This window comes from Pseudomonas sp. 11/12A (assembly GCF_000800055.1).
Lineage (GTDB): Bacteria > Pseudomonadota > Gammaproteobacteria > Pseudomonadales > Pseudomonadaceae > Aquipseudomonas > Aquipseudomonas mohnii.
In genome coordinates this window covers 404,899-418,550 of the sequence record NZ_JUGV01000001.1, presented here as the reverse complement: position 1 = coordinate 418,550, position 13,652 = coordinate 404,899, and the positions used below count along the sequence as shown (strand labels likewise).

Here is a 13,652-nt window from a genome sequence, read left to right as displayed (position 1 = left end):
GGCATTTTTCTTTTTAGCTGCGGGACATATCTGTAAGACAGGTCCGCAGATTATCAGTTACTGGGCGTCGAGTTGCTTGCCACGGGTTTCCGGCAAACTCAGGGCCGCGAGGATCACCACGCCGTAGGAAACCGCCGCAAAGGCACCGATTCCCACACTCAGCGGTACTTTCTGGCTGAGCAAACCGATCAGCAGCGGGAACAACGCCGCCAGCGCCCGGCCGATGTTGTAGCAAAAGCCCTGGCCTGAACCGCGAATCCGCGTCGGAAACAACTCGGTCAGGAACGCGCCCATGCCGCTGAAGATGCCTGAGGCGAAGAAACCCAGCGGAAAGCCCAGCCAGAGCATCACACCGTTGCTGACCGGCAGTTGGGTGTAGAGCAGCACTATGGTGAACGAGCCGACCGCGAACAGGATGAAGTTCTTTTTGCGGCCGAGGATGTCGGTCAAGTAGGCACTGATGACGTACCCCACGTAGGACCCGACGATCACCATCGCCAGATAACCGCTCGTATTGAGTACGCTCAAACCGCGTTCGTTCTTCAGGAAGGTCGGCAACCAGGACGTGATCGCGTAGTAGCCACCCAACGCGCCGGTGGTCAGCAGTGAAGCGCGAAACGTGGTGAAGAGCATGCCGGGCGCGAAGATCTCGTAGAACTTCGACGGGTTGCTCGGCTCCTGCCTGGCTTTGGCCTCGCGGTAGATTTCCGGGTCCTTGACCAGGCGACGGACGAAGATCACGAAAATCGCCGGCACGATGCCGAGAATGAACAGTGCGCGCCAGGCATCCTCTGCTGGCAACACCGAGAACAACAGCGCATAGAGAATGGCCGTCAGCCCCCAACCCAGTGCCCAGCCGGATTGCACCATGCCGACGGCCTTGCCGCGATCCTGGGCCCGGATCACTTCACCCATCAGGACTGCGCCAGCCGTCCACTCGCCACCGAAACCGAAGCCCATCAGGGTGCGGGCGATCAACAGCTGTTCGTAGTTCTGGGCAAAACCGCAGAGGAAGGTGAAGAAGGCAAACCACAACACCGTCAGTTGCAGGGTACGCACTCGGCCGATGCGGTCGGAGAGAATGCCGGCCACCCAACCGCCGATGGCCGAAGCGATCAGCGTGCTGGTGTGAATCAGCCCGGCCTGCCCGGTGGTGATGCCCCACATGGCAATCAGGGTCGGCACGACGAAGCTGAGCATCTGGGTGTCCATGCCGTCCAGGCCATAGCCGATCTTGCAGCTCCAGAAGGTGCGACGTTCTTGCTGATTGATGTTGCGATACCAATCGAAAGGTCCGGGGCGAACCGTGGTTTTCGGGATGAAGGAGGTGTCGGGCGCACTCATGGCGAATCTCCGCGCTGATTTTATTGGTATTGTTCTGAGCCCCGACGACGCCTATCGTGGGAACCGGATGCATCGATTTTTGGGCCGCTTGCCCTGCTGCGTCCAACTAATAAAAACCCGCCCTAGACATAAGAAATCTTTATCCCCCGAGCCGCCCCCATGAACCTGAAGTTTCTCGAGACCTTCGTCTGGGTCGCCCGCCTCAAGAGCTTTCGCCTGACCGCCGAAAAACTCTTCACCACCCAGGCGTCGATCTCCAGCCGCATCGCCGTGCTCGAAAGTGAGCTTGGCGTGAAGCTGTTTCTGCGCGATTCCCGTGGTGTCAGCCTGACGCCCGAAGGCTTGAAGGTGCTCGATTATGCCGAGCAGATGATGGACACCATGCAGGCGCTGCGGCAGTCGATCGAGAACCGTTCGAGCAAGGCCGGGCGCGTGCGCATCGGCGTGATGGACACGGTCATCCACACCTGGCTCAGCCCGTTGGTGGCACAGATGACCGATCACTATCCGCTGGTGGAAATCGAGCTGGTGGCCGATACCTCGCTGAACCTCTGCGATCAGCTGCAAACAGGTTTTCTCGACTTGATCCTGCAAACCGATCTGTTACGCCAGGAAAGCGTCCGCAGCCTGGAATTGGCCAGCCATCCCATGGGCTGGATCGTCGCCAGCAATTCCCTCTACAACCGTGAGTATTCAGGCGTCGCCGATCTGGCGAATGAACGGATCATCACCTACTCGAAAAACTCCCATCCGCACCAGGAAGTGCTCGCGCTGATGCAGGCCAATGGCGTCACGGCGCCGCGGCTCAATTGCGTGAACTCGGTATCGGCGATCACCCGATTGTTGCGCGATGGCTTCGGGATTGGTGCGTTGCCGCCAGTGCTGGTGGCTGAGGAACTGGCGCGCGGGGAGTTGACCTTGCTGGCCATCGAGCAACGTCCACCGAATCTGCAGGTGGTGGTGTCGTGGCGGGTGGGCGCGGAGTGGGTCGAGGAGATTGTGGCGTTATGTCAGCAGGTGCTGGAGGGGTATGCGCGCAGGGTGGGAGAAAGCTACATCGTACTGGCGGACTAGCGAACCGTGTGGCGAGGGAGCAAGCGCCCTCGCCACACGGGCCTTGTTCACAAGCCCCGTAGATCCCGCTCTTCGATCGGCCGGCTCTGGCGCAAGCGCTTGCCGCCCAGCACCACCCAGTCTATCAGTCGGAACAGGCACTCCAGGCCGAACGACAGCAACATCGCGCCGCTCATGCCCCAGATCATCGCTTCCGGCGTCAACAGGATCTGGTAGCTGTAGCCATTCCAGGTTTCCTTGCGAATGTCGGGATCGGCGGCCAGCACCACTTGCAGGAAACGGATGTACCAAGGCCCCTGCATCGCCTGGAACTGCTTGTCCAGCGCCAGTTGGCGGGTCAGCAGGTTGCTCAGGCTGTCGGCGTCACTGCGGAAAATCGGGTCTTCGCTGGCACGATAATGGGCCACCAGGGCCTGCATATCCCCTTTGAAGAACTGATTGGCCGTCCCCTGAAATCCGCTCAGGCTGGCCTGCGCTTCGATCAGATGGGCCTCGACCCGTTTGGCGTAATCATTGATGAACCCCGGCACCTGGACACCGATCAACAGGCCCGCCGCGAACAACACCAGCCGTAGGTAACTGAGCAACATGGGGATGAATCCTTATTCGGTCCTGCCCTGGCTGACGCATTCGCCGCGTCGCCACAGGCTCCATTGGCCCGGTTCGTAGCGGGTCCAGGTTTCGTTTTCGGTCAAGGGTTCGGTGGCGATCACCGTCACCACGTCGTTGGGGGTGGTTTCGGCCTGAAAGTCGACGATGACATCGACGTCCTTCAGGCGCGCCGGGCCGAACGGGGCTCGGCGGGTGATCTGCGCCAGCTTGGTGGAGCAATAGCAGAACAGCCAGTCGCCGTCGCTGAGCAGGCAGTTGAACACGCCTTTGCTGCGATATTCGGCACACGCGGCCACCAGGTCGGGCAGCAGTTCCTCGACCTCGACCGGCTCGGGGAATGCCGCACGCACGCGGTTGAGCAAATCGCAGAACGCCGCTTCGCTGTCGGTATCGCCCACCGGACGATAGAAACTGGCGCCGGGATTAAAGTCCGCCAGTTGACCGTTATGGGCGAAACACCAGTTACGGCCCCACAACTCGCGTACGAAAGGGTGGGTATTGGAGAGGCAGACCTTGCCGACGTTGGCCTGGCGGATATGCCCGATCACGACCTCGCTCTTGATCGGGTAGCGCTGAACCAGGTTCGCGACTTCCGACTCGCAGCTCGCCGCCGGGTCCTGGAACAAACGCAAGCCCCGGCCTTCATAGAAGGCGATGCCCCAGCCGTCGCGATGCGGACCGGTACGGCCGCCACGCTGCATCAACCCGGTGAAGCTGAACACAATATCGGTCGGCACATTGGCGCTCATGCCCAATAATTCACACATGCTCGGACTCTCGCTTCAAGCCAGGGGCGACGTTACAGACGGGGTTCGACCCGCATACGCTGGGGATTGCTCGGAACAGGGGGGCGACCATAGCGATCGTCGCCAGCGCCGCCGAAGGCACGCTCCTCTTCCGGTTCCTCGGCAAGCGCGGCCGCTTTGGCGGCGGCGGCCCTTTCCTTGCGCGCATTGGAGGCGCGCTCGATCGGGAAGCGAATCGCCACGAACACCAGGTAAATGCCAAACGCGATCATGCCGTACATGAACAGATCGGAGATCGCCCGCCACGCGTTGTTGCCGACCTTGAACAACAGATCAAGGGCCGTAATGGCGATGGCCGGGGCGACCTTTTCCTTCACGGGGTCGATGATGGTCGGGGAAAACAGCAGCACCGCCACCAGCAACCGCAGCGGCTCACGCAGCCAACGCCACATCCAGCGGGTGATGCGCATCCACACCAACAGGCAGCCCAAAGCGGCAAAGGCGTAGAGGCCCCAAGCGATCAGATAGTCGTTCTCGGTCATGGTGTCCATGGCAAGGCAGGCAAAGAGGCGCTTATGATAACGGCTTTTCGTCCTTGAGGCTGCATCAATGGCAGCCGGTCGGGACACAGGACCTGTGGGAGCGAGCTTGCTCGCGATGAGGCCAGCACATCCAGCATCCATACTGACTGTCAGAACGCTATCGTCGGAACGCCCTCCGGAGCAAACTCGCTCCCACAGGTTCAAAACCTATTCCGTTTACAGTTCGAGAGTCCTCCATGCCGCTATCCGCCACCCTTTGCGACGCTCCGGTTGCCCACAAGGCCGAAGGTTCCGACCCATACGCCTGGCTGCAAGAGCGCGACACCGATGCCGTGCTCGACTATCTCAAGGCTGAAAACAGCTATCAGGAAGCGCAAACCGCCGATCAGGCCGGGCTGCGTGAATCCCTGTTCGAAGAGATCAAGGGCCGGATTCTCGAAACCGACCTGTCCCTGCCCTCCCCGTGGGGACCTTACCTGTATTACACGCGCACCACGGCGGGTGACGAATACGCCCGCCACTACCGCTGCCCGCGCCCGGCCGACGACAGCCTGCAACTCGATGAAAGCCGGGAACAATTGCTGCTTGACCCGAACCTGTTGGCCAATGGCGGCTTTTTCTCCCTGGGGGCATTCAGCATCAGCCCGGACCACCAGCGCCTGGCCTACAGCGTCGACTCAACGGGCGATGAAATTTACACGCTGTTCGTGAAGGAATTGTCCGACGGACGCGTCAGCGAACTGGAGTTCCAGGACTGCGACGGCAGCATGACCTGGGCCAACGACAGCCTGACCCTGTTTTTCGGCGAGCTGGACGACACCCATCGTCCGCACAAGCTGTACCGCTATCGCCTCGACGGCACGGCGGCCGAAGAAGTGTTTCATGAGCCGGACGGCCGCTTCTTCATGCACTGCTACCGCTCGAGTTCCGAGCAGCAATTGCTGCTGTCCCTGGGCAGCAAGACCACCAGCGAAGTCTGGGTGCTGGATGCCAACCAGCCGCAGCAAGCCTTTGCCTGCATCGCGCCACGGGTCGAGGATCACGAGTACGACGTCGACCACGGCGCGCGCGACGGCCAATGGACCTGGTTCATCCGCAGCAACCGCGACGGCATCAACTTCGCCCTGTACACCGCGGTTGACAGTGGTGTGGCACCGAGCGAAGCCGATTGGCAGAGCCTGATCCCCCATAGCGACAGCGTGATGATCGACGGCATGAGCCTGAACGCCGGGGCCATGACGCTCAGCCTGCGCGAAGGCGGCTTGCCGATCATCGAAGTGCACCCGCAAGACCTGCCGAGCTACCGCGTGCAACTACCGGACGCGGCCTACAGCCTGCACGTGCAAAACAGCCTGGAGTTCGTCAGCGAGCGGATTCGGCTGCGCTACGAAGCGTTGAACCGTCCGGCGCAAATCCGCCAGTTGGAATTGAACACGGGCGAACAACAAGTTCTCAAGCAAACCCCGGTGCTCGGCCCGTTCGACGCCGACGCCTATGTCAGCCAGCGCCTGTGGGCCACCGCGCCTGACGGTACGCAGGTGCCGATCAGCCTGGTGGTCAAACGCGAAGCGCTCGGCAAACCGGTGCCGTTGTATCTGTACGGCTACGGCGCCTATGGCGAAAGCCTCGATCCGTGGTTCTCCCACGCCCGCCTGAGCCTGCTCGATCGCGGCATGGCGTTTGCCATCGCACACGTGCGCGGCGGTGGCGAACTGGGCGAAGCCTGGTACCGCGCCGGCAAGCAGGAACACAAACACAACACGTTCAGTGACTTCATCGCCTGCGCCGAACACTTGATCGCCAATGGCTTCACCAGTGCCGCGCAACTGGCAATCAGCGGTGGCAGCGCCGGTGGCCTGCTGATCGGCGCGGTGCTCAACCAGCGTCCGGAGTTGTTCGGCGCGGCGATTGCCGAAGTGCCGTTCGTCGACGTACTCAACACCATGCTCGACCCGGACCTGCCGCTGACCGTCACTGAATACGACGAATGGGGCAACCCTGAAGAACCGGACGTCTATGATCGGATCAAGGCCTACGCCCCGTACGAAAACGTCTCTGCGCAAGCGTATCCGGCGACCCTGGTGATTGCCGGCTACAACGACAGCCGCGTGCAGTACTGGGAAGCGGCCAAGTGGGTGGCCAAATTGCGCGCGACCAAAACCGATACAAACCCCCTGCTGCTCAAGACCGAACTGGGCGCCGGGCACGGCGGGATGAGCGGCCGATATCAGGGATTGCGTGACACAGCACTCGAATACGCATTTTTGTTCAGGGTTTTGGGGATCGCCTGAGGAACTTGTCCCGACGAACCGGTCTCAAGACCAGCACACCGGACCCGATACAACGAAGATCACCCTGGGTGAAATCTGAACCTGGACACAACAAAAAGACCGCACGACATGTCAGAACCGACCTTGCTCAACAATGAAATCCGCGACTGGCTGATGGACTGCGGCCTGTTCAACCAATTGCTGCCAGCGGACTTTGCCGCCGCCTCGGGCTATTTCAGCATCAGCACCATTGCCCAGGGCGAAGAGATTTTCCATGAGGGCGATGCCGGCAGCTTCATGTGCATCATCCACACCGGGCAAGTGGCGGTACAGAAAACCAACGGCGACGGACAACTGGTGACCATCGCGACCCTGCGCAGCGGACGCTCCTTCGGCGAAATGGCGGTGCTTGACGGCGAACGTCGCTCGGCCAGTTGCGTGGCCGCGAGCAACTGTCAGTTGCTCAACCTGGGCAAGGACTCCCTGGAAAAGATGCTCAACGACGCGCCAAAAATCGCCGCCAAGATCATCCGGGCCCTCGCCGTTTCGCTCTCCAAACGCTTGCGCATGGCCGACGGGCAGCTGCTTTTACAGCAAGTCTAACCCCCGGGCGATTTGGTTTTCGGCGGGTTTGGTTCAATCCCGGGCACCGGTTGATCCTTGGTCGGCGGGCTGGGCATCTCGATTGGCACCAATGGCGGACCACCGCTGCCGGGGCCGACTTTCGGCATGGGCGCCGGGCTGATTTGCGGATAAGGCGTGGGCGTCGCGGTACCCGGCGAGCCGGGCAGCGGGACGGGAGTGACGGGAGTGGTTTGCAGCGGTTGGGCCTGCACTGCAGTAATCGAGAGCGCGGCCAGGGCAATGACCGTTAGAATGGTGCGCTTCATCAATGGCTCCGTTGGCCTTGTTGTCATGTGCAGGCTACTCCCAACTACGGGTGTTTGCCCTCCCCGTCTTGCCAATTCTTCTCAAGAGAGCCCTATGAAACGTTTCGTTCTGCTCGACACCGCGCCAATCCCTGAAAATGGCGGAGCCCTGTGCCTGTTCGAGTACGGCGAGGATTTCGTCATCAAGATCCAGGGGGGTGACGGCGGGCAGTTGATGAACACGCGCATGCACGGCTCCGAGGATGCGCTGGCCGAAATCCCCTGCCGCAAGGTCGCCGGGCGCCCGAACTCACGGGTGCTGATTGGCGGCCTGGGCATGGGTTTTACCCTCGCCTCGGCGCTCAAGCACCTGGGCAAGACCGCTGAAGTGGTGGTCGCTGAACTGGTGCCCGGCGTGGTCGAATGGAATCGCGGGCCGTTGGGCGAAAAGTCCGGCAACCCGCTGCTCGACCCGCGCACGGTCATCCGCCTGGAAGACGTGGCCAAAGTGCTGCAAGCCGAGCCGCAGGGCTTCGATGCGATCATGCTCGATGTCGACAACGGCCCCGAAGGCCTGACTCAGAGGGCCAACAGCTGGCTGTACTCCGCTGGCGGCTTGAGCGCCTGCGCCAAGGCCCTGCGGCCCAAGGGTGTGCTGGCGGTCTGGTCGGCCAGCGCGGACCGGCAATTTTCCGACAAGCTGAAAAAGGCCGGTTTCAAGGCCGAGGAAGTGCAAGTCTTCGCCCATGGCAACAAGGGCACCCGGCACACCATCTGGATTGCCGAGAAGCTCAAGGGCTAAGCTAAACTTACGTCATAACCGTCATTAGTCTTTTACAAAGGTGAACCCATGAGTTCGTCCACCCCGACCAATACCTCGAAGCTGGATCGCATCCTCGCCGACAACCAGCGCGACAAGGAAATGGGTTACCGCGACAAGGCCCTGAAGATGTACCCGCACGTATGCGGCCGCTGCGCCCGTGAATTCTCCGGCAAGCGCTTGAGCGAACTGACCGTGCACCACCGTGACCATAACCACGACAACAACCCTCAGGATGGTTCGAACTGGGAATTGTTGTGCCTGTATTGCCACGACAATGAGCACTCGCGCTACACCGATCAGCAGTATTTCGGCGAAGGCTCGCTGAGCACGCCGAAAATCGCCAAGGCCACCCATAACCCGTTTGCCGCTTTGGCGGGATTGATGAAAAAAGAAGACTGACCCCCCCTGCAGGAGCGAGCGGGCTCGCTCCTGCAGGTATCGTGTCAATAACCCGGCAAAATCTGACAGCAGCCGGCGACAACCTGCCGCTAACGGCAAAAAAATTCCCGCCCTTTCCCAAGCTGCAATGTGTCCCGTCCGTTACAAAGCGCCCATCACATGGCCACCACCCCATGATGGCACTGTTCTTGCCATGTATCAGGTTCAATACATTGAGCGCCAAAAAAGCCCCTGAGCGCTCACGTTGCCTCTGAACCGCGTCATACATGGACAGGCCCGTTTTATGAACGTCACTTCTACCTTCGACAGCGCCGCTATCTTGGCCTACAACAACACGTCCGAGGCGAAGACCCGATCCGTCGCCCCTGACAGCGAGCAGACGGCCAGCAAAACAAGGAATGAAGATTCGCTAAGCCTCTCTAAAACAGCCGCCGATTACAGCGGCTCGATTGCCAACAATGCACCGTTTTTTCCGGTGCGTGCTGGCATGAACGCTGATGCCCTGGTGCTGGGTGTCACCCGACCGGGCGCGGTTTCCAGCTCAGCGGGCAAGACATTCGAAGAAGTGGCCACCGATGCGCGCAAACGCATGGATCAGAAATACGCGCAGATGAACGCCGGCGACAAGCCCTACAGCGGCAGCGTCGAAGACCGCAATGCGCTGATGGGTGACCTGGATCGCCGTTCACTCAATGCCGTCGCGACGAATGAAGGCGGACTGTTTTCGAAGGACGAACAGGAGGCGGCCAGAGGGCTGATGCAACAGCAGGCTCGACTGGCGTCTGGCCACTACAGCGGCCCCGATGATCAGAAGAAAAACTGGAAAGACCCTTTCGCCAATGACCCGGTCGGTCGGGCCAAGGCGGCGCTGAACTTCCTCGAAAACATGAGCCCCGAAGAAAAGAACACACCGCAGTGGCTGTCTCAGCACATGACGTTGGCAGACGCATTGAATCAGTATGCCAATGGCAGCAAGGACTCCGCGGACGATGGAAAGAAAACCGGCCACTTCCATAACCTTGCTGAAATTCTCGCCGGCGTCGATAGCGACCCGGGAGCCAGCAAAAACCCACAGAACGAACAGATCAACAATGCCGGGAATGCCATGATGGACAGGATCAAGGCGCTGACGCCGGCGACACAATGAGCCTGTCGCCGAATCAGCGGCCCGTCCCCAAACCCCGTATAATCGCGCTTTTTTCCTGAAAGGCGCTTCGCTCGTGGCAGACAAACGGTACAGCTGCATTGGTTTGTATAACCCCAAATCACCGGAGAACGTCGGTTCGGTGATGCGCGCCGCTGGCTGCTACGGTGTGGCGTCGGTGTTCTACACCGGCAAGCGCTATGAGCGTGCCGCCGATTTCGTCACCGACACCAAGCGCGTGCATTACGACATCCCGCTGATCGGCATCGACGACCTGAAAAAAATCCTGCCCCTCAATTGTGTTCCCGTCGCCGTGGAACTGGTTGAAGGCGCCCGCCCGCTGCCCGAATACACCCACCCGGACCGCGCACTGTACATCTTCGGTCCGGAAGACGGCTCGCTGGATAAAGAGATTCGCGACTGGTGCGAAGACGTGGTCTACATCCCGACCACCGGTTGCATGAACCTGGCCGCTACGGTCAACGTTGTGCTTTACGACCGCATGGCCAAGGGGCTCAATACCCGTTCGGGGCCAAAATTCCGCTGAATCGCCGCACATCCGATGGAACGAGCTGACGGCCCTGGCAGTCAGCTTAACTATCCATACTGATCCTGCCTGGAGACAGATCATGAGCGAACTCAAACGCGTTGAGCGTATCGAATCCACCCCGTTACAGACGCACACCGAGCAGAATGTGCAGGGCTGGGAGCGCATCGGTTCCCTGGCCGGTGGCGTGGTGATGGTCGGCAAGGGCCTGCGTCGCGGCGGCATCTTCGGCTTGATTCAAGTGGCCATCGGCGGCGTCGCCCTGGCCCGCGGCATCACCGGCCACAGCTCGGCGAAAAGCCTGCTGGAGAAAAGCCGCCAGGACATGGACAACGTGCGAGCGAAGATTCAGCGTGCCGGTGAGGACTTGAGTCGGCTGAAGGCGAATGCCGAAGCGGCGACGAAAACGGCGACCGTGACCGGAAATGACGCCTTGAAGTCGCCGGAAACCGGGGTTTGATTCGAAACAGGCGGTGAGGCTTATGGCCTCTTCGCTGGCAAGCCAGCTCCCAAAGTTGATCGGTTTCGCTCACAACCGGTGTGACTGACAAGAATCCGCTGTAGGAGCTGGCTTGCCAGCGAGGGCGGATTTACTGGATCAGCGCGGTATCCAACACTTTGGAAGACTCGCCCAGCACGCTCTCGCTGAGCTGCACGAACGCCTTGGTGTCAACGCTCTCCAACCGCATCGCCCCACGCAATACGTCATCCAGCGACCGCTTGTTGCGTGTCTTCAGGCGAATTTCGCGATCCAGTTCCTGCATCAACACCACCGCTTTTGAAACCTGCGCCGGGCTGACCTGCTCGCCACGCAAGGTCGTGACGTTCTGGCTGTCCTTGCTCAACCGCTCCTGCAGGCTCTGATAACGCTCGTCACTCATACCACCGGCACGGCGTACCAGTTCGATGGCGTAGTACTCGGCAAACCCTTCGCCGATCCAGTCACTGCGCTGCGTATCGTTGATCCGTCCGAACACCTGGGCCAATTCACGCACCAAGGCACTGGAGCCGCTCTCGCTGACCAATGGCAAACGGCTGTTCAGGTAGATCGACTCGTGCGCCGCCGAGCCACCGCGCCACATCGGATCGTTGGCGCCGACAATCAGCAGTTTGGTGGGATGACGTGGGTACACGGCTTGCACTTGCGGCCAGACAAACGTCAGCAACGTCAGCACATCCATGCGGCGCATGCCCTGGCCTCGGGGTGAGGCCACGGTGACTTCGGTTTCCCCGAGTCGAGTGCGACGGCTGCCGAGGTGCCCGGCAAGCATCCAGCCAGTAGGCCGGTCGAACCGTCGGGAAACATTGTCGATGCGGAACTTGTTCTTGCCGATCCGCGGCCAGGCGGTTTCTACGCTTTTCCAACCGCTGGGCAACTCGAACTCGAGGCGTGAAATCAGCTCGATGCCATCCTGTTGATCGAGTTTGGCGGCGGGCACCAGGTCATCGCCTCGCATCAGCGCCCAGGACGGGGTCATGCGCGTATCAAAACTGCCGCTCTTGCGCCCGTGACTGATGCGTACACGATAGGTCAGGCTGGCCTTGTCGGCTGCGGGGCGCCACACGCCACGGGCTTGCTTGCCGGGCGTGAGCTGCCATTGGCCGTCGGCCTTGAAATCGCTGTAGTAGCTGCCGTCGCCGAGGTCGAAATCCAGGCTGCGTACCGCCGAGCCCTGGGCCAGGGTCAGTCTCACCTCAGCCTGATCACTTTGGGGCAACAGGCGCACGTGGTAATCCAGATCGATTTTCTTGCCTGCCGCCCACGCTGGCGAGCTCAGGGTCAGTAACCCAATGATCAACGCCCGCCGCCATCGCACAGCCATACAGTCCCCTAGTGTGGCGAGCGAGCCTGCTCGCGCCGGGCTGCGAAACAGCCCCGTTTTTTTGTTATCACTGCCCATGTTGTGAGCGCTACGCACTCAAGCGGGAGCAAGCTCCCTCGCCACGATCAACCGGCACGGAAAATCAGGTGATCCTCCCAATCCTCTTCGGCCACGCTGCCTTCGGCAAGCATGCGCCCGGACTGGGAAATGCGTTCGTGATGCACCGCGTCGCGATCCCCGCACACCAGGTGATGCCACAGCGGCAGGTCCTTGCCTTCGCTGACCAGCCGGTAACCGCAGGTCGGCGGCAGCCATTTGAACTCGTCCGCCTTGCCCGGCGTGAGCTGGATGCAGTCCGGCACGAAGTCACGGCGGTTGGGATAGTCAGTGCACTGGCAGGTTTTCAGGTCCAGCAGTTTGCAGGCGATGCGCGTGTAATAGACGCTATTGTCGTCTTCATCTTCGAGCTTTTGCAGGCAGCACAGGCCGCAGCCGTCGCACAGCGATTCCCATTCCTCGTGATCCAGTTGATCGAGGGTTTTGCGTATCCAGAACGGTTCGACTTTGGCGGCCATGGCTCAAGCATCAACATCAGGTGGTGAAAAGGCCGCCAGTCTAGTGCCGCAAGGCCCGTCGGCCAAGCGTTGGCGACTGTCGGTAGAACGCGCTTGTCAGTTTTTGCGCCGCCAAGTAGGGTTTTGCCTCGCCCCACACATTAAAACCTAGCAAGGAATCTGTTGATGAGTGCCAACCCACGCGTAGCCGACTATGCCATCCACCCTCAATTCACCCATCGCTGGTCGCCGCGCGCCTTCACCGGCGAAGCCATTCCCGAAGAAACGCTGCTGAGCTTTTTCGAAGCCGCGCGCTGGGCACCGTCGGCGTACAACTCGCAGCCTTGGCGCTTTCTCTACGCACGCCGGGATACGCCGAACTGGGAGCGTTATCTGGGTCTGCTGAACGAATTCAACCGCAGTTGGGCGCAACATGCCTCGGCTCTGGTGATCGTGGTATCGAAAACCACTTTCGCCGTGCCCGGCGCCACCGAAGAAACCCCGGCCCTGTGGCACACCTTTGACACCGGTGCGGCCTGGGGTCATCTGGCGCTGCAGGCAAGCATCAGCGGCTGGCATACCCACGGCATGGCCGGCTTCGATCAAGCGCTGACGCGCAAAGAGTTGAAGATTCCTGAAGGCTACGCCCTGCACGCCGCCGTGGCGATCGGCAAACTGGGCGACAAGTCGACATTGGCCGACTACCTGCAAGCCCGCGAAGAACCGAGCCCGCGCCGACCATTGAGCGAGCTGGCGGCTGAAGGCGACTTCACCCTCTAAGAACGGCGCCCCCCTGTGGGAGCGAGCCTGCTCGCGATGGCGGTTTCACCGTAAACAATGTGTTGAACGTGAAACCGCATCGTCGGAACGCCGCCCGGAGCTAGCTCGACGCCTACAGGTTTAAA

16 protein-coding genes are annotated in these 13,652 nt (G+C 60.8%); 9 read left to right on the top strand and 7 right to left on the bottom strand.

Annotated features, from left to right (window positions below; all coding sequences use genetic code 11):
- Nucleotides 1-57: 57 nt before the first annotated feature.
- Entirely contained in the window at nucleotides 58-1,344 is a 1,287-nt protein-coding gene (locus GQ39_RS01990; protein ID WP_047526872.1) for an MFS transporter, read from the bottom strand.
- 159 nt (nucleotides 1,345-1,503) lie between these two features.
- Here GQ39_RS01990 and GQ39_RS01985 point away from each other — a divergent pair, with 159 nt between their 5' ends.
- The gene (locus GQ39_RS01985; RefSeq protein WP_047526871.1) at nucleotides 1,504-2,418 is read left to right on the top strand and encodes a LysR family transcriptional regulator; all 915 of its coding nucleotides are present in this window, start codon (nucleotides 1,504-1,506) and stop codon (nucleotides 2,416-2,418) included.
- 47 nt (nucleotides 2,419-2,465) lie between these two features.
- On the opposite strand, the gene GQ39_RS01980 is transcribed toward GQ39_RS01985, so the two are convergent.
- From GQ39_RS01980 to GQ39_RS01970, 3 genes are read right to left on the bottom strand one after another with little or no spacing between them, the layout of a single operon-like run.
- Nucleotides 2,466-3,008, bottom strand: coding sequence for a DUF2937 family protein (locus GQ39_RS01980; protein ID WP_047526869.1), 543 nt, complete (start codon nucleotides 3,006-3,008; stop codon nucleotides 2,466-2,468).
- A 12-nt stretch (nucleotides 3,009-3,020) separates the two neighbouring features.
- The gene (locus GQ39_RS01975) at nucleotides 3,021-3,797 is read right to left on the bottom strand and encodes a class II glutamine amidotransferase (RefSeq protein ID WP_047526868.1); all 777 of its coding nucleotides are present in this window, start codon (nucleotides 3,795-3,797) and stop codon (nucleotides 3,021-3,023) included.
- Between the two features lie 32 nt (nucleotides 3,798-3,829).
- Nucleotides 3,830-4,327 carry a hypothetical protein gene (locus GQ39_RS01970; protein ID WP_047526866.1) on the bottom strand — a complete coding sequence of 166 codons (498 nt, stop codon included), beginning with the start codon at nucleotides 4,325-4,327 and terminating at the stop codon, nucleotides 3,830-3,832.
- A 227-nt stretch (nucleotides 4,328-4,554) separates the two neighbouring features.
- On the opposite strand from GQ39_RS01970, the gene GQ39_RS01965 reads away from it, so the two are divergent.
- On the top strand, nucleotides 4,555-6,609 hold the full coding sequence (locus GQ39_RS01965) for a S9 family peptidase (RefSeq protein ID WP_047526865.1): 2,055 nt from the start codon (nucleotides 4,555-4,557) through the stop codon (nucleotides 6,607-6,609).
- Between the two features lie 108 nt (nucleotides 6,610-6,717).
- Nucleotides 6,718-7,191 carry a cyclic nucleotide-binding domain-containing protein gene (locus tag GQ39_RS01960; RefSeq protein ID WP_047526864.1) on the top strand — a complete coding sequence of 158 codons (474 nt, stop codon included), beginning with the start codon at nucleotides 6,718-6,720 and terminating at the stop codon, nucleotides 7,189-7,191.
- On the opposite strand, the gene GQ39_RS01955 is transcribed toward GQ39_RS01960, so the two are convergent.
- The gene (locus GQ39_RS01955; RefSeq protein WP_047526862.1) at nucleotides 7,188-7,478 is read right to left on the bottom strand and encodes a hypothetical protein; all 291 of its coding nucleotides are present in this window, start codon (nucleotides 7,476-7,478) and stop codon (nucleotides 7,188-7,190) included. The genes GQ39_RS01960 and GQ39_RS01955 overlap by 4 nt on opposite strands.
- A 94-nt stretch (nucleotides 7,479-7,572) precedes the next feature.
- Here GQ39_RS01955 and GQ39_RS01950 point away from each other — a divergent pair, with 94 nt between their 5' ends.
- The 5 genes from GQ39_RS01950 (at nucleotide 7,573) to GQ39_RS01930 (ending at nucleotide 10,830) form a co-directional block, all read left to right on the top strand.
- Nucleotides 7,573-8,259: a spermidine synthase gene (locus tag GQ39_RS01950; RefSeq protein WP_047526860.1), complete on the top strand. Its 687-nt coding sequence runs from the start codon at nucleotides 7,573-7,575 to the stop codon at nucleotides 8,257-8,259.
- A 48-nt stretch (nucleotides 8,260-8,307) separates the two neighbouring features.
- A complete protein-coding gene (locus GQ39_RS01945) occupies nucleotides 8,308-8,679 on the top strand; it encodes a YajD family HNH nuclease (RefSeq protein WP_007944009.1) in 372 nt (123 codons plus the stop codon).
- Nucleotides 8,680-8,962: 283 nt separating this feature from the next.
- Nucleotides 8,963-9,826: a hypothetical protein gene (locus tag GQ39_RS01940; RefSeq protein WP_047526830.1), complete on the top strand. Its 864-nt coding sequence runs from the start codon at nucleotides 8,963-8,965 to the stop codon at nucleotides 9,824-9,826.
- A 73-nt stretch (nucleotides 9,827-9,899) separates the two neighbouring features.
- Nucleotides 9,900-10,370, top strand: coding sequence for an RNA methyltransferase (locus tag GQ39_RS01935; RefSeq protein ID WP_007911337.1), 471 nt, complete (start codon nucleotides 9,900-9,902; stop codon nucleotides 10,368-10,370).
- A gap of 82 nt (nucleotides 10,371-10,452) precedes the next feature.
- Nucleotides 10,453-10,830 carry a YgaP family membrane protein gene (locus GQ39_RS01930; RefSeq protein ID WP_047526824.1) on the top strand — a complete coding sequence of 126 codons (378 nt, stop codon included), beginning with the start codon at nucleotides 10,453-10,455 and terminating at the stop codon, nucleotides 10,828-10,830.
- Nucleotides 10,831-10,960: 130 nt separating this feature from the next.
- Here GQ39_RS01930 and GQ39_RS01925 read toward each other — a convergent pair whose 3' ends face one another.
- Together GQ39_RS01925 and GQ39_RS01920 are read right to left on the bottom strand one after the other, a co-directional pair.
- A complete protein-coding gene (locus GQ39_RS01925) occupies nucleotides 10,961-12,193 on the bottom strand; it encodes a hypothetical protein (protein ID WP_047526823.1) in 1,233 nt (410 codons plus the stop codon).
- Nucleotides 12,194-12,318: 125 nt separating this feature from the next.
- Nucleotides 12,319-12,768: a YcgN family cysteine cluster protein gene (locus tag GQ39_RS01920; RefSeq protein ID WP_047526821.1), complete on the bottom strand. Its 450-nt coding sequence runs from the start codon at nucleotides 12,766-12,768 to the stop codon at nucleotides 12,319-12,321.
- Between the two features lie 165 nt (nucleotides 12,769-12,933).
- On the opposite strand from GQ39_RS01920, the gene GQ39_RS01915 reads away from it, so the two are divergent.
- Complete coding sequence (locus GQ39_RS01915; protein WP_047526820.1) at nucleotides 12,934-13,527, top strand: nitroreductase family protein; 594 nt, start codon at nucleotides 12,934-12,936, stop codon at nucleotides 13,525-13,527.
- Nucleotides 13,528-13,652 lie beyond the last annotated feature (125 nt).